Source organism: Burkholderia sp. BCC1644, assembly GCF_902833225.1.
Taxonomy (GTDB): Bacteria; Pseudomonadota; Gammaproteobacteria; order Burkholderiales; family Burkholderiaceae; genus Burkholderia.
The window spans coordinates 40,086-56,074 of record NZ_CADFEI010000002.1; the positions used below are offsets into that span (position 1 = coordinate 40,086).

The following is a 15,989-nucleotide window of genomic DNA, read 5'->3' on the forward strand; positions in this document are numbered from 1 at the left end:
CTTCCCGCACCGTCACTGGAGGCAACCATGGCAAGCGAACCGATTCGCGACCCCGCGAACGACCACCTGCTCACCCCGCAGAACGCGGCGTTCATCGTCATCGATTACCAGCCGGTCCAGGTGAACTCCATCGCGTCGATGGATCGCCAACTGCTGATCAACAACATCGTCGGCGCGTCGAAAGCGGCCGTCGCGTACGGCCTGCCGATCGTCCACTCGACCGTGAACGTGAAGACGGGCCTGAACAAGCCGCCGATCCCGCAACTGCGCAAGGCGCTCGAAGGTTATCCGACTTACGACCGCACGAGCATCAACTCGTGGGAAGACGTCGAATTCCGCAAGGCCGTCGAGGCGACCGGCCGCAAGAAACTGATCATGACCGCGCTGTGGACCGAAGCGTGCCTGACCTTCCCGGCGCTCGACGCGCTGAAGGCCGGTTACGAGGTGTACGTGGTCGTCGATGCGGTCGGCGGCACGTCGGTCGCCGCGCACGAAGCCGCGCTGCGCCGCATCGAGCAGGCCGGCGGCCAGATGATCAGCGTCGCGCAACTGTTCTGCGAATTGCAGCGCGACTGGGCGCGCAGCGCGACCGTGCCCGCGTTCATCGACCTGTTCATCGAAACCGGCGGCACGGCCGGCATCCAGTTCTCGTACGACAAGAGCTGACCGGCTCGGCACGCGCGGCGGCCGGTGTTTTCCGGCCGTCGGCGCGCGCCGTCTCCGCCCTCCTTCGTTCCGGCATGACCGGAGCGACATCGCGGCCGGCCAGGCCGCGTTTTCGTATCCGTGATTCAATGTCGATCGAACCGGCGTCGCGCAATCCGGCGGCACGGCGATGTGTGCCCTCATCGAACGACCTTCACTGGATCACCATGACGAACCCTGCCGAAATCAAGGCGCTCGTTTTCGATGTCTTCGGAACGATCGTCGACTGGAGAAGCGGTGTCGCACGCGGCGCCGCCGCGTTCCTCGATCGCCACGCGCCTGCGATCGACCCGTTCGAATTCGCCGATGCGTGGCGCGCCGAATATTCGCCGTCGATGGAAGAAATCCGCAGCGGACGCCGCCGCTACGTGCGGCTCGACGTGCTGCACCGCGAGAACCTCGTCCGCACGCTCGACCGTTTCGGCATCGACGACGTGCCCGACGCGGACATCGACGCGCTCAACCTCGCATGGCACAGCCTCGACCCGTGGCCCGACGCGGTCGCCGCGCTGCACCGGCTGAAGCGGCGCTTCATCATCGCGCCGCTGTCGAACGGCAACATCCGGCTGATGGTCGACGTCGCGAAACGCGCGGGGCTGCCGTGGGACGCGATTCTCGGCGCGGAAGTCGTCCGCGCGTACAAGCCGTCGCCACAGGTGTACAGCGACACCGTCGAGATTCTCGGCCTCGCGCCGGCCGAGCTGTGCCTGGTCGCCGCGCACAACGGCGATCTCGCGGCCGCGCGCCGGCAAGGGCTGTCGACCGCGTTCGTGCTGCGGCCGACCGAACACGGGCCCGGCCAGACGACCGACCTGAAAGCCGACGATGCGTGGGACTTCGACGTCAGGGACCTGAACGAACTCGCGGACCGGCTGGGCTGCCCGGGTTGAATTCGGGGTTCGGAGGTGCGCGCGTGGAAATCGGGCACATCCAGTACGCGCCCAGGCCCTAGCGCGCCGGCGCCATCGCCCCCGCCTGCCCCTGCGCGGCCATCGCGAGACGCCGCCAGTTGCGGGCCGCATACCGGTGCGCCTGCAGCAGCGCGATCCACAAGCCGATCTGCCGCACCGGCTTGAAGAAACCGCGCGCGCTGAACACGGTGCGCCGCTCGACGCGTGTCGTGCCGTCGTCGACGGGGGTCAGCGTGAATTCGTCCTCCAGCAGGCCGACCCAGTCGCGGCACCAGACCGTCGACGCCACCATCCGGTAGCGCAGCCGGCGATGCTCGTCGAGCACGAGAATCCGCTGGTCGATCGTGCCGCGATCGGTCGTGCACTGCCGCGTGTTGCCGACGGCCGGCGTGCCTTCGAGCACGCGGCAGCTGACCGGCTTCGGCACGCCGAGACGGAACAGCAACGGCCGCGTGTCGTCCATCCGGGCATGGAGAAAATGCGGCCAGACATGCTCGGGCCGGCAATCGAACGTCCACTGCGAATGAATTTCCACGACCGTCTCCTGGCGGGTACCGGTGCGCACATGATGGCACAACCGCCGTACCGCCTCCGTCACTTCACCACCGCGCGCCATGCGGTCCGCGCATAGATCAGCAGCAACGGCAGCAGCGCCAGCGCGAACAGCATGCAAAGCGCCAGCACCCACATCGGCCATTGTTCCGGGTTCCCGTGCGCCCAGTAGCGGTAAGGCACGCTCAGCAACCCGATTTCCATCAGCAGCGCGCCGAGCGGCACGAGCCCGTTCATCACCGCGGCCACGCCGAAGCGGGCCGCGCCGTCGATGTTCTTCCCCGCGCCGTACGCGGCGATCAGGTAGACGAAATATCCGATGATCGCGACCATCAGCGCGCCACCGGCCAGCAGGCCGACACTGCGCACACTGCGTTCATGCAGCTGAGCGGCGCCGGCCGGCAACACGACATCGATCTTCTCGCCGATCTCCGGCACGCCGCCGGATCGAATGTTGCCCGGCAGCACGACCCGCCTGCCATCCGGCATCACGACTTCCAGGATCGACGTGTACTTGATGCACCGGTAGCGCTCGGTGCGCCCGCTGCTGTCGTGCTGCTCGCAGGTGTCCCACTCGGACTGGTAGGACACGACGGTCGCCTCGTATTTCGGCGACACCGCCAGCTCGTAGAATTCGTCGCCGATCCAGTACGCGAACGGGAAAAACAGCGACACGAGACAAAAACACACGAGCCACCAGAACGCGACCGCGCCGCCGGTCCTGCCCTTGCCGCCGGTCTGGCGGCGCACCATGCGCGATGCGAGCCAGTACGCGGTCACGCCGAATACGACCACACAGACCACGAACACCTTGCCCGCATGCGTCAAAGCCATCTGCGTTCCTCCCGATAAGCGACCGGATCGTCACCGGTCGTGTTTTCATCCGCGTCGATCGCGTCCCCAGCGCCCGCACCTCGACGAGCACGCGCCCCGCTATTCCGTCTCACCGACGAAGCGCAGCGTCCCCGATTCGCCCGACAGCAGCGCGCGATTCGCGTCCGCCGCCGCGCGCAGGTAATCCCACAGCGCGGTCACGCGCCGCAGCTTGCGCAGATCCTCGCGGCACGTCAGCCAGAAACACCGCGTGACGACCACGTCGTTCGGCAGCACGGGCACCAGCGCCGGCTGCGTCGCCGCCATGAAGCACGGCAGGATCGCAAGCCCGCCGCCCTGCAGCGCAGCGAAATACTGCGCGATCACGCTCGTCGTGCGCAACCCGGCCGTCGCCCCCGGCACCGCGCGGTCCAGGTACAGCAGCTCGTTGCTGAACGCGAGATCGTCGACGTAGCTGATGAACGTGTGCTGCGCGAGATCGTCCGTGGACGTGATCGGCGCGTGGCGCGCGAGATAGTCGCGCGTCGCGTAGAGCCGCAACTGGTAATCGCACAGCTTCGTGACCACGTAAGGCCCGCGCTCGGGCCGCTCGAGCGTGATCGCGAGGTCGGCCTCGCGCTTCGGCAGGTTGACGAAATGGGGCACCGGCAGCAGGTCGACCGTCACGTGCGGATGCTCGGCGCGAAACTGCGCGAGCTGCGGCGCGAGGAAAAAGCAGCCGAACCCCTCCGTCGACCCGATCCGCACATGGCCCGAGAGCGCCGCGCCCGTGTTCGCGACCTGGTCGCACGCGGACTGCACGGTCGTCTCCATTGCGTCCGCATAGGCCACGAGCCGCTGCCCCTCGGCCGTCAGCGTGAAGCCGCCGGAGCGCGACTTGTCGAACAGCAGCGTGCCCATCGCGGCCTCGAGCGCGCGGATGCGCCGAGCGACGGTCGTGTAGTCGACGCCCAGCCGCTTCGCGGCGCCGCTCGCGCGCTGCGTGCGCGCGACTTCGAGGAAAAAGCGCAGGTCGTCCCAGTTCAGGTTGCCGGAAACCGGCTCGGTGGCATGTCGCATCGGCGAGGGAAAAAGGGGCTTGAGTCTCCGGGCCGGCCGTCGATATGCATAAATGCACATCCAACCGGTTTCTTTATCGGTACATGATGAATCTGCGCATAACTATACTCGACCGTGACCTGCGGACCACGAGCCGCGGCACCCACCACGGAGACACCATGCAGACGCGATCCACCCTCGATGAGCATGCGACAGTCGCGGCGCCGGCGCCCGAGCGCACCGCGAAGCACCACCTGCTGGCCGGCTGGGCCAGCATGGCCGGCACCACGATCGAGTGGTACGACTTCTTCCTCTACGGCACGGCCGCCGCGCTCGTGTTCAACCGCATCTTCTTCCCGTCGCTGGATCCCGTCGTCGGCACGCTCGCCGCGTTCGGCACGTTCGCGGTCGGCTTCATCGGGCGGCCGATGGGCGGCATCGTGTTCGGCCACTTCGGCGACCGGATCGGCCGCAAGTCGATGCTGATGATCACGCTGCTGCTGATGGGGGTGCCGAGCATGATCATCGGGTTGATCCCGTCGTACGACAGCATCGGCTACTGGGCCGCCGCGCTCCTGATCGCGATGCGCTTCCTGCAAGGGATGGCCGTCGGCGGCGAATGGGGCGGCGCGGTGCTGATGGCCGTCGAACACGCGCCGAAGGGCCGCAAGGGGCTGTTCGGCAGCCTGCCGCAGACGGGCGTCGGGCTCGGCCTGATCCTGTCGTCGGTCGCGATGGCCGCGGTCGCCGCGCTGCCGGAAGCCGACATGCTGTCGTGGGGCTGGCGCGTGCCGTTCCTCGCGAGCATCGCGCTCGTCGGCCTCGGCTGGTTCATCCGCGCGAAGGTGCCCGAATCGCCCGACTTCGAGAAGATGCAGCGCCAGGGCAAGGCCGAGAAATCGCCGGTGACGGCCGCGCTGCGCCGCCATCCGCGCGAGGTGCTGACGATCGTCGGCGCACGCGCCGCCGAGAACACGTGGTTCTACATGGTCGTCACGTTCGCGCTCGCCTATGCGACGCAGCAACTGCATCTGCCGAAGGCCGAGATGCTGCACGCGATCACGGCCGGCGCCGCGCTGTCGCTCGTCACGATGCCGCTGTGCGGCCACCTGAGCGACAAGATCGGCCAGCGCCGGATGTTCGCGATCGGCCTCGTGCTGATGTGCGCGTTCGCCGCGCCGTTCTTCATGATGCTCGGCACGCAGCAGACGTCGTACGCGTGGTGGGCGATCGTGCTCGGCCTCGGCGTCGTGTTCCCGATCCTCTATGCGCCGGAGTCGCTGCTGTTCGCGCAGCAGTTCCCGGCGGAAATCCGCTACAGCGGCATCTCGCTGTCGGTGCAGCTGGCCGGCGTGATCGGCGGCGGCTTCGCGCCGATGATCGCGACGTCGCTGCTCAAGGCCGGCGGCGGCCAGCCGCACTACGTGATCGCGTACCTCGTCGGCTTCGGCGTGTTCGCGCTCGTGTGTACCGCACTGATGCGTCCGGCGCGCGCGTGAGCGCGCCGCCGGCATCCGATCGATCTCAGTTCGTCCTGCTGCCCGCCGTGCACGCATGCGTGGCGGCCGATACGGGGCCCCTTTTTTGTCGTCACATCGTTTTCCGGAGAGTTCCATGAACGCCGCAGTTCCCCAGACCACCCTCGCCCTGCCCACCGCCAAGCTGCTGATCGACGGCGCGTTCGTCGAATCGCAAAGCGCCGAATGGGGCGACATCGTCAACCCCGCGACGCAGGAAACGATCGGCCGCGTGCCGTATGCGACGCTCGACGAGGTCGACGCCGCGATCGCGTCCGCACAGCGCGCGTTCCAGACCTGGAAGACGACGCCGATCGGCGCACGGCTGCGCATCATGCTGAAGTTCCAGGATCTCGTGCGCCGCAATCTCGAACGGATCGCGCACACGCTGACGGCCGAGCAAGGCAAGACGCTGCCCGACGCGCAGGGCGACATCTTCCGCGGTCTCGAAGTCGTCGAGCACGCGTGCTCGATCGGCACGCTGCAACAGGGCGAATTCGCGGAGAACGTCGCGGGCGGCGTCGATACCTACACGCTGCGCCAGCCGATCGGCGTATGCGCGGGCATCACGCCGTTCAACTTCCCCGGCATGATTCCGCTGTGGATGTTCCCGATGGCGATCGTGTGCGGCAACACGTTCGTGCTGAAGCCGTCGGAGCAGGATCCGCTGTCGACGATGCAACTGGTCGAACTCGCGATCGAGGCCGGCGTGCCGCAAGGCGTGCTGAACGTCGTGCATGGCGGCAAGACGGTGGTCGACCGCCTGTGCACGCATCCGGACATCAAGGCGATCTCGTTCGTCGGCTCGACGCGCGTCGGCACGCACGTGTACAACCTCGGCAGCCAGCACGGCAAGCGCGTGCAGTCGATGATGGGCGCGAAGAACCACGCGGTCGTCCTGCCCGATGCGCACCGCGAGCAGTCGATCAACGCACTCGTCGGCGCGGGCTTCGGCGCGGCCGGCCAGCGCTGCATGGCGACCTCGGTCGTCGTGCTGGTCGGCAAGGCGCGCGACTGGCTGCCCGAGCTCGTCGAGAAGGCGAAGGCGCTGAAGATCAACGCGGGCCACGAGCCGGGCACCGATGTCGGCCCCGTCGTGTCGAAGGCCGCGCATGCACGCATCACCGCGCTGATCGACGAAGGCGTGAAGGCCGGCGCGAAGCTCGAACTCGACGGCCGCGACGTGAAGGTGCCCGGCTACGAGCGTGGCAACTTCGTCGGCCCGACGATCTTCTCGGGCGTGACGACCGACATGTCGATCTATACGGAAGAAATCTTCGGGCCGGTGGTGGTCGTGCTCGAAGCCGACACGCTCGATGAAGCGATCGCGCTCGTCAACCGCAACCCGATGGGCAACGGCGTGGGCCTGTTCACGCAGAGCGGCGCGGCCGCACGCAAGTTCCAGAGCGAAATCGACATCGGCCAGGTCGGCATCAACATCCCGATTCCGGTGCCGGTGCCCTACTTCAGCTTCACGGGCTCGCGCGGCTCGAAGCTCGGCGATCTCGGCCCGTACGGCAAGCAGGTCGTGCAGTTCTACACGCAGACGAAAACGGTCACCGCACGCTGGTTCGATGACGACGCGACGGCCGGTGGCGTGAACACGACGATCGCGCTGCGCTGATCCACGGAGCCCGACCATGGAAATCGCATTCATCGGACTCGGCAACATGGGCGGCCCCATGGCCGCCAACCTGCTCAAGGCCGGCCACGCGCTGACGGTGTTCGACCTCGACGCGCATGCGGTCGACGCCGCGGTGCGCGCAGGCGCGACGGCGGCCGGCTCGCCGCGCGAAGCCGCCGCACACGGCGCCGTCGTGATCACGATGCTGCCGGCCGCGCAACACGTGCGCGCGGTCTACCTCGGCGACGACGGTGTGCTGGCCGGCGTGCGGGCGGGCACGACGCTGATCGACTGCAGCACGATCGATCCCGGCACCGTGCGCGCGGTGGCCGACGCAGCGGCACAACGCGGCTTCCCGCTCGCCGACGCGCCCGTGTCGGGCGGCACCGGCGGCGCGCAGGCCGGCACGCTGACCTTCATGGTCGGCGCGGACGCCGCGCTGTTCGAGCACATCCGCCCCGTGCTGCTCGACATGGGCAAAAACGTCGTGCATTGCGGCGGCACGGGCACCGGGCAGATCGCGAAGATCTGCAACAACCTGCTGCTCGGGATCTCGATGATGGGCGTGTCGGAAGCGATGGCGCTCGGCGCCGCGCTCGGCATCGATCCGGCCGTGCTGGCCGGCATCATCAACACGTCGACCGGCCGCTGCTGGAGCTCGGACACGTACAACCCGTATCCGGGCGTGAGCGATGCGGCGCCGGCCGCGCGCGGCTATGCGGGCGGCTTCGCGGCGAACCTGATGCTGAAGGATCTCGGGCTCGCGACCGAAGCGGCACGCAGCGCGCACCAGCCGGTGTGGATGGGCGCACTCGCGCAGCAGCTCTATCAGTCGATGAGCCAGCAAGGGCTCGGCACGCTCGACTTCTCCGCATGCGTCAAGCTGTACGAGGCGCAGCCGGCCTGACCCGAGCCGCCGACGCCGGACGTGCGCCGACCCGCGATGTGCCTGCACGGCATCGCGGGTCGGTTTGCATCGGGGGAAGGAAAACGCGGATGGCGACGGCGCGTCAACGCCGCCGTTCGTTCAACCGCGCGGGTTCGATGCCGTCTCGAAGGTCGGATGGCACTCGAACGCGAGTTCGGCGCGCGCGTCGACACGGCTGCCGCCGGTCAGCGATTCCGTCTTCATGCTCGCGCGCATGCCGCGCTGCGTGCAGTAGTTGGTGGCTTCGTCGATGGCCTTCGTATGAGCGTCGGCCCACGTCGTCGACACGCCGACCGTGCGCGTCGTCACGGTGTACACGTTCGGGTTCGACGTCGCGGTCACGTCGGAAGCGGTCGAACACGCGGCGAGCAAGCATGCAGCCGCCGCGACGGTCAACCATCGCAGGGATCGATAAGAGACTGGAATGGACATGGGGGGCAAGCGCACGCCGTTCGGCGCGCATTGAGCAACATAGGCGACAGTATGCCTGCTCGATCGCCGGAGATCATGCCCCTTTCAGTGAACACATTGTTTCGAATGGTTAAACGATGGCCGGTTCAGGCAAGATTTACAGCCGTCGCCGGCAACCGTTTTCGCCGGGCAGGTCATTTCGCCCTGCCCGCACGCCGTTCCGGGCGCCCAGGCCCGCGCGACGGTCAATGCACACCCGCCTGCCGGATCCTCGCCGACGCTTCCGCCAGGTTTCGCCACGCCGGCTGTCCCGGCGCGTAGCGCGCGCGGATGTAGGCGGCCAGCTCGGCCATCTGGCGGTCGTCGAACGCGTCGCCGAAGCCCGGCATGTAGCCGAGTTCGCCGGTGGCCGGCTGGTCGATCCCGTGATGCAGCACGCGCAGCAGGTTGTCCGGCGTCGACTGGCTGACGCTTGTGTTGAGCCCCATCAGCGGGCGCACGCCGAAATGGCCGACACCGCCCGACTCGGCATGACAGACCGCGCATGCCGCGTCGAACGCGCGGCGGCCGTTCTCGAGGCCGAGCGTCGCGACGGATTCCGCGCCGCGCGCCTGGCGGATCGCCGCGGCCGCGGCGGCCGCGGCATCGACAGGCGGCGACAGCGACGCCAGATAGTGCGCGACTGCCCGGACGTCGGACTCGGGCAGCGCCGCGAGCCCCGCGACGACCGGCGCCATCGGCCCGGCCGCAACGCCGTGCTGCGCGGAAAAGCCCGTGCGCAGGTAGTCGAACAACGCGCCTTCGGTCCACGGCACGGGCGAAGCCGGCGACGCGACGAGCGGCGGCGCGACCCATCCTTCCGCTTCGCCGCCCGACAGGTAGGCCAGGCCGCCCTTCTCCGCCCCGAGTGCGTTGCGCGGCGTGTGGCATGCGCCGCAGTGCCCCGCGCCATCGACCAGATACTTGCCGCGATTCCACTGCGCGGAGCGCGCCGGATCCGGCGCAAACGGCCGCGTGTCGTGATACAGCCAGTTCCAGCCCGCAACGAGACGCCGCTGGTCGAGCGGGAACGGCAGTTTCGTCTTCGGCGGCACGTGCTTCACCGGCGGCTGCGACATCAGGTACGCATAGAGCGCGAGCAGGTCGGGCTCGCTCAGCTTCGCGAACGCCGTGTACGGGAACGCCGGATACAGGTGCGTGCCGTCGCGCGAGATGCCTTCGCGCATCGCGCGTGCGAACGCCGGATACGACCACGCGCCGATGCCGGTTGCCGGATCGGGCGTGAGGTTCGTCGTGTAGATCGTGCCGAACGGCGTATCGAGCGCGAGGCCGCCCGCGTTGGTCGCGCCGCCGGGCGCCGTGTGGCACACCGCGCAATCGCCGGCGAGGGCGACCTGGCGGCCGCGTTCGAGCGTCGCGGCGCTCCACATCGCGCCGTCCGCGCCGCCGGCCACGATCGGCGCAATCGTCGCGGGCCCCGGCAGGATCGCGCACGCAAGCCCGATCAGCCCGCCGACCACGCCGCCCGCGCCGCCGCCGGCCAGCCAGCGGCGCCAGCGCGATGCGCGGCGCGGGGCCGCATGCAGTCCGTCGCCGGCATCGATCCGCACCGGTTGCGCAAGCGCCGCGCGAATGTGTGCGGCATCGAACGGCGGTGCACGAAAACGCACGCCCGTCGCGTCGTACAGCGCGTTCGCGATCGCCGCCGCGGCCGGCGCCGCCGCCTGCTCGATCCGGCGCGCATCGTGCACGGACAACTCGCCGTGCGCGTGGTGCGCCGCTGTATCGGATGCGGCCAGCTCGAATGCGATCGCGTCCGGTTGCGTGTCGACACCGGTTTCGTCGTGCGCGGGCCGCGCGGACAGCCGCGCCCCCATCACGCGCGAAATCGCGGCCTCGATCTGCCATGCGGGCAAGCCGGCCATCGACGCGTGGCCCGGCTCGCCTGCGCCCTGCCCGGCCACGACGCGCCGCACCGCGACGTCGCCCGTCGCGCGGTCGACATCGAGATCGACGACCCACGCGGACCAGCGCGGGTCGCCGTCATCGTGCGCATCGCCCGCTTCGGCTGCGGGCGCGCCATCGAATGCGAAGCCGCGACCGCTGACCCGCGAACGCGCATTCGCACGGGACTCGACCGGCGCCCCCCATGCGGCGCGTTCGCTGACCATCCGGATGGTCTCGCGCGGTCCCGCATCCTTCGCGACATCGAGGTGCTGCAGCCGCAGCGCGACCGGGTCGCGTTGCAACGCGCTGGCGAGTTCGTCGACGAAGGATTCGCGGGCAAATGCGTGCGCGAGACCGGGAATCGTGCCGTCGGCATCGGCCAGCTCGATCGACGTCCGCGCGTGCCGGTAGACGAACGGCGACACCTGGCCCGGTTCCGCTCGCGCCCCTTCAGCCCCGCGAGAATCGTGCGTGCCTGTGCCCGCCGCCTGCGCGCGATAGCGCCAGGCCATCATCCGCCCATCGGGTGCGGTCCGCGTTTCGATATCGAACGACGCCTGCGCGCGCGCGTCGCCGAGCGGCCATTCGTAACGCGCACGGTGCGCGTGCGATGCGTCGGCGGCCGTTTCATCGCGCGTGTCGGGCGCCGCAACGCGCTCCGGCTGCGCGGGCAGGCTCGCGTCATGCTTCATCGCCGCCTCGCAGATAGCGTGCGGCGCGCTGCACCGCACGGATGATCTCCAGATGCGTGCCGCAGCGACACAGGTTGAAGCGCAACGCGTCGCGGATCGCCGCGTCGTCCGGCGCGGGGTTGCGGTCGAGCAGCGCCTTCGTGCTCATGATCATCCCGTTCAGGCAATAACCGCATTGCGCGGCCTGCTCGTCGACGAATGCGCGCTGGATCGGATGCGGCGCGTCGCGCGACCCGAGCCCTTCGAGCGTCGTGACGTCGCGCCCGTTCGCGGCGGCGGCCGGGACGACGCACGAACGCGTGGCCTGCCCGTCGACGAGCACCGTGCACGCACCGCACTGCCCGAGCCCGCAGCCGTATTTCGGGCCGTTGAGCGCGCAGTCGTTGCGCAGGACCAGCAGCAGCGGCGCGTCGGGCGCGGCCTCGTCGAAGGTGTGCGGCGTGCCGTTCACGCGAAACGTCAGCGGCCGCGACTCAGATGCGGGATGGGACATGAATGGATCCGGAATGCGGAGTGCGGCGCGCGGACGGCCGGCGGCGGGCACTGCCGCCGGCCGGCACCCGCCGGCGCGCGCCTGACATATAACACGCCGAAATGCGTGCGTATCCGCGCGCATCGATCCCCGCGACGGCGAAATGGCGACCGGCGCGGGCACCGCGAACGCGTCAGGCCGCGGCCGCCTCGTTGCTGCGCGACGGCGCCTCGAGCGGGACGTCGAACACGTCGTAGCCGAACACCCACGACGGATCCTCGTTGGTGCGCAGCCAGGTGTTGTTGTGCGACACGAGCTGCACCTTCGACGCGCGTGCCGCGCGGTTCGCCTCGTACAGCGCGAACGCGCCCGCATGGTCGCCGACGCCGACTTCGTCGAGACAGCGCGCGAGCATGGCCGCATCCTCGATCGCCATCGCCGCGCCCTGCGCCATGTGCGGCTTCATCGGATGGCACGCGTCGCCGAGCAGCACGAGACGGCCGCGGCTCCACAACGGCAGCGGATCGCGCTCGAGCAGCGGCCACTTGGTGATCGACGGCGAAACGTCGATCAGATGCTGGATGTCGGCGTGAAAACCCGCGAACGCCTCGCGCATCTCGTCGCGGCTGCTGTCGACCATCGACACGCCCTCCGGCCACTCGGCCTGCGGCACGCCTGTCACGTAGTAATACTCGTCGCGCTTCTCGGTCACGTAGTAGACCATCATGTGGCGATCCTCCGACCACCACTTCACGCACATGTCGTACGACTTGTTGCCGAGCAGCGACGCCGGGAACACCGCGCGGTGCGCGACATAGCCCGTGTAGCGCGGCGGCTCCGCGCCGAGCAGGTGCTCGCGGATCCGCGAATTCACGCCGTCCGCGCCGATCACGATGTCGGCCGTCTCGACGCTGCCGTCGGCAAACGTCAGGCGCACCGCGTCGCCGGTGTCCTCGACCGCCGCGAGCCGCTTGCCGAAGCGGATCGTGCCGGGCGTCACTGCCTGCGTCATCAAGGCATGGAAATCGCCGCGATGCACGGTCAGGTAGCTCGCGCCGTAGGTCTTGCGCGCGTAATCGCCGAGCGGAATCTGCGACAGCACGTCGGCCGTCCGCCAGTCGCGGCTGTACCAGAAATCCGGATGCGAACCCATCGTCTCCAGCGCAGCCTCGCAGCCGATGCGCCGCATGATCTTCATCACGTTCGGGCCGAGATGGATGCCCGCGCCCAGGCGCGAAAACGCGGGCGCCTGCTCGTACAGCGCGACGTCGTAGCCGCCGCGCTGCAGCAGCGCAGCCGCGGCCGTGCCGCCGAGACCGGCGCCGATGATTGCGATACGGGGTTTGCTCATGCGGATCTCCTGATCGTGGGCCCGCTGCCGAACGCGGCACGGATACGGGCGGATTGAATGGCGTTTATGTAGCGTACACACTCAATTTATTCAGGACAAGGGGATTGTTGAGCGTTACCGCGACATTCGGGAAAACACCAATAATTACTCGAATATCGGCCACCATAAACAACCAATCAACATCCGGCATCATTTTGATCCATTGCCATTTTCAAATGTACACACTAGACTTTGCTCGACATCCGGCGATCCCGCACCTGCGTGCCGCCCCACCCTTACCGACACGGAGCCTCCCGTCATGAGCAAGACCTACCGCATCGGCCAGATCGTGCCGAGTTCCAACACGACGATGGAAACCGAGATCCCAGCGATGCTGCGGTTGCGCGAAGCGATCCGTCCCGAGCGCTTCACGTATCACTCGAGCCGGATGCGGATGAAGAAGGTCGTCAAGGAAGAACTCGCGGCGATGGATGCCGAATCCGACCGCTGCGCGGTGGAACTGAGCGATGCGCGCGTCGACGTGCTCGGCTACGCATGCCTCGTCGCGATCATGGCGATGGGCCACGGCTACCACCGCGTGTCGCAGGCGCGCCTCACGAAGCACACGGCCGACAACGGCGCGCAAGCGCCCGTGCTGACGAGCGCGGGCGCGCTCGTCGATGCGCTGAAGGTGATCGGCGCGAAGCGCATCGTCGTCGTCGCGCCGTACATGCTGCCGCTCACCGAGCTCGTGGTCGACTACATCCGCAACGAAGGCTTCGACGTACTCGCCTACCGCGCGCTGGAGATTCCCGACAACCTCGACGTCGGCCGCCACGATCCGGCGCGCCTGCCCGACATCGTGAAGACGCTGCCGTACCAGGACGCCGATGCGATCGTGCTGTCCGCGTGCGTGCAGATGCCGTCGCTGCCGGCCGTCGCGAAGGTCGAGGCGATGACGGGCAAGCCGGTGATCACCGCCGCGATCGCGACCACCTACGCAATGCTGCGCGAGCTCGATCTCGAGCCTGTCGTGCCCGGCGCCGGCGCACTGCTGTCCGGCGCGTACTGAGCGCGGCCTTTCCGACGGAGCCCCTTCATGTCCTCGACTTTCCTGACCGGCGCGAACATCCGCGCGAACGGCATCCGCCAGCACTACCTGCGCTATGGCGGCGCGACCGGCGCGCGCGCGTCGCGCCCGGCGATCGTGCTGATTCCCGGCATCACGAGCCCCGCGATCACGTGGGGCTTCGTCGGCGAAGTGTTCGGCGCGGCGTTCGACACCTACGTGCTCGACGTGCGCGGCCGCGGGCTGTCCGACGCGTCGCCGTCGCTCGACTACAGCCTCGATGCGCAGGCGGACGACATCGCGGCGCTCGTCGCGGCGCTCGGCCTGCCGCGCACGAGCCTCGTCGGCCATTCGATGGGTGCGCGGATCGCCGCGCGCGCGGCCCGGCGCGGTATCCGCGGGCTCGAATCCGTCGTGCTCGTCGACCCGCCCGTATCGGGCCCGAACCGCCGCGACTATCCGGGCAAGCTGCCGTGGTACATCGATTCGATGGCGCTCGCACGGGCGGGCACCGACGCCGAAGGCATGCGCGCGTTCTGCCCGACCTGGACCGATGCGGAGCTGCAGTTGCGCGCCGAATGGCTGCATACGTGCGACGAGCGCGCGGTGCGCGCGACGTACGAAGGCTTTCATACCGACGATTTCCACGCGGATGCCGCGCAATTGGCCGTGCCGTCGCTGCTGATCACGGCCGAGCGCGGCGACGTGGTGCGCGACGACGATGTCGCCGAGCTGCAGCGCGCGACGCCGTCGATGCGGCACGTGCGCGTGCCCGACGCCGGCCACATGATTCCGTGGGACAACGCGGCGGGTTTCTACGCGGCGTTCGGCGACTTCCTCGGCGCGCCGCTCGCGGCCTGATCGCGCGGCGCCCGCCCCTTTTCCTTCACGCCATTACCGGAGCCGACGATGCCAGTCAGCGATACCCAACTGATCGACGCGTGGAAGCAGGTGCTCACGCTGTCGCGCCTCGAACCGGGCCAGACCGTCACGATCCTGACGAGCGCGGCCACCCACCCGCAGACACTGTCGTGCGCGCTGATCGCGACGCAATCGATGGGCGCGATCGTCAACCGGCTCGACCTGCCGCCGGTGAACGGCGACAAGGCATTCAGCCGCGACCCGCTCGCGTATCTCGGCACGACGCCGTTGACCGGCAACCGGGCCGCGATCGCCGCGCTGCGCGAGAGCGACCTCGTGCTCGACCTGATGACGCTGCTGTTCTCGCCCGAACAGCACGACATCCTGAAGTCGGGCACGAAGATCCTGCTCGCGGTCGAGCCGCCCGAAGTGCTCGTGCGGATGGTGCCGACGCTGGCCGACCGCACGCGCGTGCTCGCCGCCGCGAAGCAGATCGCCGCCGCCCGCGAGATGCGCGTGACCTCGGCGGCCGGCACCGCGCTCGTGTGCCCGCTCGGCGAATTCCCGCCGACCGCCGAGTACGGCTTCGTCGACGCACCGGGCCGCTGGGACCACTGGCCGAGCGGCTTCGCGCTGACCTACCCGAACGACCGCACCGCACGCGGCACGATCGTGATCGATCGCGGCGACATCCTGCTGCCGCAGAAACACTACGTGAGCGAGCCGATCGCACTGACCGTCGAAGGCGGTTACGCGACGCGCATCGAAGGCGGCGTCGACGCCGACCTGCTGCGCGACTACATGGAGACCTTCGCCGACCCCGAAGGCTATGCGATCTCGCATATCGGCTGGGGGCTGCAGCCGCGCGCGCGCTGGTCGACGCTCGGGCTGTACGACCGCGAGGCGACGATCGGGATGGATGCGCGCGCATTCGAGGGCAACTTCCTGTTCTCGCTCGGCCCGAACAACGAAGGCGGCGGCAACCGCACGACCACCTGCCACATCGACATCCCGCTGCGCCGCTGCACCGTCGAACTCGACGGCGAAACCGTCGTGCGCGACGGCCGCGTGACCGACCAACCCGCCTGACCGACGAGC

General features: G+C 68.8%; 15 protein-coding genes. 8 read left to right on the plus strand and 7 right to left on the minus strand.

Going from position 1 to position 15,989, the window contains the following annotated elements; all coding sequences use genetic code 11:
• The first annotated feature begins 27 nt into the window (after nt 1-27).
• On the plus strand, nt 28-666 hold the full coding sequence (locus HWX87_RS03550) for a hydrolase (protein ID WP_176045804.1): 639 nt from the start codon (nt 28-30) through the stop codon (nt 664-666).
• Between the two features lie 206 nt (nt 667-872).
• Entirely contained in the window at nt 873-1,595 is a 723-nt protein-coding gene (locus tag HWX87_RS03555) for a haloacid dehalogenase type II (RefSeq protein ID WP_176045812.1), read from the plus strand.
• Nucleotides 1,596-1,653: 58 nt separating this feature from the next.
• On the opposite strand, the gene HWX87_RS03560 is transcribed toward HWX87_RS03555, so the two are convergent.
• The 3 genes from HWX87_RS03560 to HWX87_RS03570 all read right to left on the minus strand — a co-directional run bounded on the left by HWX87_RS03560 (nt 1,654) and on the right by HWX87_RS03570 (nt 4,061).
• On the minus strand, nt 1,654-2,151 hold the full coding sequence (locus HWX87_RS03560) for an SRPBCC family protein (RefSeq protein WP_176045814.1): 498 nt from the start codon (nt 2,149-2,151) through the stop codon (nt 1,654-1,656).
• A 59-nt stretch (nt 2,152-2,210) separates the two neighbouring features.
• The gene (locus HWX87_RS03565; protein WP_176045816.1) at nt 2,211-3,002 is read right to left on the minus strand and encodes a uracil permease; all 792 of its coding nucleotides are present in this window, start codon (nt 3,000-3,002) and stop codon (nt 2,211-2,213) included.
• A 99-nt stretch (nt 3,003-3,101) separates the two neighbouring features.
• Entirely contained in the window at nt 3,102-4,061 is a 960-nt protein-coding gene (locus HWX87_RS03570) for a LysR family transcriptional regulator (RefSeq protein ID WP_176045818.1), read from the minus strand.
• Between the two features lie 158 nt (nt 4,062-4,219).
• On the opposite strand from HWX87_RS03570, the gene HWX87_RS03575 reads away from it, so the two are divergent.
• The 3 genes from HWX87_RS03575 (at nt 4,220) to mmsB (ending at nt 8,088) form a co-directional block, all read left to right on the plus strand.
• The gene (locus tag HWX87_RS03575; RefSeq protein WP_176045820.1) at nt 4,220-5,539 is read left to right on the plus strand and encodes an MFS transporter; all 1,320 of its coding nucleotides are present in this window, start codon (nt 4,220-4,222) and stop codon (nt 5,537-5,539) included.
• Nucleotides 5,540-5,654: 115 nt separating this feature from the next.
• Complete coding sequence (locus HWX87_RS03580) at nt 5,655-7,181, plus strand: CoA-acylating methylmalonate-semialdehyde dehydrogenase (RefSeq protein WP_176045822.1); 1,527 nt, start codon at nt 5,655-5,657, stop codon at nt 7,179-7,181.
• A 16-nt stretch (nt 7,182-7,197) separates the two neighbouring features.
• Entirely contained in the window at nt 7,198-8,088 is an 891-nt protein-coding gene (mmsB, locus tag HWX87_RS03585) for a 3-hydroxyisobutyrate dehydrogenase (RefSeq protein ID WP_176045824.1), read from the plus strand.
• A 120-nt stretch (nt 8,089-8,208) separates the two neighbouring features.
• Here the strand turns inward: mmsB and HWX87_RS03590 are convergent, their stop codons facing one another.
• The 4 genes from HWX87_RS03590 to HWX87_RS03605 form a co-directional block, all read right to left on the minus strand.
• Entirely contained in the window at nt 8,209-8,541 is a 333-nt protein-coding gene (locus HWX87_RS03590) for a hypothetical protein (protein WP_176045826.1), read from the minus strand.
• Nucleotides 8,542-8,765: 224 nt separating this feature from the next.
• Nucleotides 8,766-11,159: a c-type cytochrome gene (locus HWX87_RS03595; RefSeq protein WP_176045828.1), complete on the minus strand. Its 2,394-nt coding sequence runs from the start codon at nt 11,157-11,159 to the stop codon at nt 8,766-8,768.
• Nucleotides 11,149-11,652, minus strand: a complete 504-nt coding sequence (locus HWX87_RS03600) for a (2Fe-2S)-binding protein (RefSeq protein ID WP_176045830.1) — start codon at nt 11,650-11,652, stop codon at nt 11,149-11,151. Before HWX87_RS03600 ends, HWX87_RS03595 begins: the two co-directional genes overlap by 11 nt.
• A gap of 172 nt (nt 11,653-11,824) precedes the next feature.
• A complete protein-coding gene (locus HWX87_RS03605; protein ID WP_176045832.1) occupies nt 11,825-12,982 on the minus strand; it encodes an FAD-dependent monooxygenase in 1,158 nt (385 codons plus the stop codon).
• A gap of 298 nt (nt 12,983-13,280) precedes the next feature.
• Between HWX87_RS03605 and HWX87_RS03610 the strand changes: the two genes are divergently transcribed.
• The 3 genes from HWX87_RS03610 to HWX87_RS03620 are packed head-to-tail and all read left to right on the plus strand — an operon-like array spanning nt 13,281 to nt 15,980.
• Complete coding sequence (locus HWX87_RS03610) at nt 13,281-14,033, plus strand: Asp/Glu racemase (RefSeq protein ID WP_006483547.1); 753 nt, start codon at nt 13,281-13,283, stop codon at nt 14,031-14,033.
• A gap of 27 nt (nt 14,034-14,060) precedes the next feature.
• Nucleotides 14,061-14,891, plus strand: coding sequence for an alpha/beta hydrolase (locus HWX87_RS03615; protein ID WP_176045834.1), 831 nt, complete (start codon nt 14,061-14,063; stop codon nt 14,889-14,891).
• Between the two features lie 48 nt (nt 14,892-14,939).
• Nucleotides 14,940-15,980: a 2,5-dihydroxypyridine 5,6-dioxygenase gene (locus tag HWX87_RS03620; RefSeq protein ID WP_176045835.1), complete on the plus strand. Its 1,041-nt coding sequence runs from the start codon at nt 14,940-14,942 to the stop codon at nt 15,978-15,980.
• Nucleotides 15,981-15,989: the final 9 nt, after the last annotated feature.

What these genes read in the sequence shown, in the direction of transcription:
- HWX87_RS03550 (WP_176045804.1), top strand. Translation starts at nt 28, where the DNA reads ATGGCAAGCGAACCGATTCGCGACCCCGCGAACGACCACCTGCTCACC.
- HWX87_RS03555 (WP_176045812.1), top strand. Translation starts at nt 873, where the DNA reads ATGACGAACCCTGCCGAAATCAAGGCGCTCGTTTTCGATGTCTTCGGA.
- HWX87_RS03565 (WP_176045816.1), bottom strand. Translation starts at nt 3,002, where the DNA reads ATGGCTTTGACGCATGCGGGCAAGGTGTTCGTGGTCTGTGTGGTCGTA.
- HWX87_RS03570 (WP_176045818.1), bottom strand. Translation starts at nt 4,061, where the DNA reads ATGCGACATGCCACCGAGCCGGTTTCCGGCAACCTGAACTGGGACGAC.
- HWX87_RS03575 (WP_176045820.1), top strand. Translation starts at nt 4,220, where the DNA reads ATGCAGACGCGATCCACCCTCGATGAGCATGCGACAGTCGCGGCGCCG.
- HWX87_RS03580 (WP_176045822.1), top strand. Translation starts at nt 5,655, where the DNA reads ATGAACGCCGCAGTTCCCCAGACCACCCTCGCCCTGCCCACCGCCAAG.
- mmsB (WP_176045824.1), top strand. Translation starts at nt 7,198, where the DNA reads ATGGAAATCGCATTCATCGGACTCGGCAACATGGGCGGCCCCATGGCC.
- HWX87_RS03590 (WP_176045826.1), bottom strand. Translation starts at nt 8,541, where the DNA reads ATGTCCATTCCAGTCTCTTATCGATCCCTGCGATGGTTGACCGTCGCG.
- HWX87_RS03595 (WP_176045828.1), bottom strand. Translation starts at nt 11,159, where the DNA reads ATGAAGCATGACGCGAGCCTGCCCGCGCAGCCGGAGCGCGTTGCGGCG.
- HWX87_RS03600 (WP_176045830.1), bottom strand. Translation starts at nt 11,652, where the DNA reads ATGTCCCATCCCGCATCTGAGTCGCGGCCGCTGACGTTTCGCGTGAAC.
- HWX87_RS03605 (WP_176045832.1), bottom strand. Translation starts at nt 12,982, where the DNA reads ATGAGCAAACCCCGTATCGCAATCATCGGCGCCGGTCTCGGCGGCACG.
- HWX87_RS03610 (WP_006483547.1), top strand. Translation starts at nt 13,281, where the DNA reads ATGAGCAAGACCTACCGCATCGGCCAGATCGTGCCGAGTTCCAACACG.
- HWX87_RS03615 (WP_176045834.1), top strand. Translation starts at nt 14,061, where the DNA reads ATGTCCTCGACTTTCCTGACCGGCGCGAACATCCGCGCGAACGGCATC.
- HWX87_RS03620 (WP_176045835.1), top strand. Translation starts at nt 14,940, where the DNA reads ATGCCAGTCAGCGATACCCAACTGATCGACGCGTGGAAGCAGGTGCTC.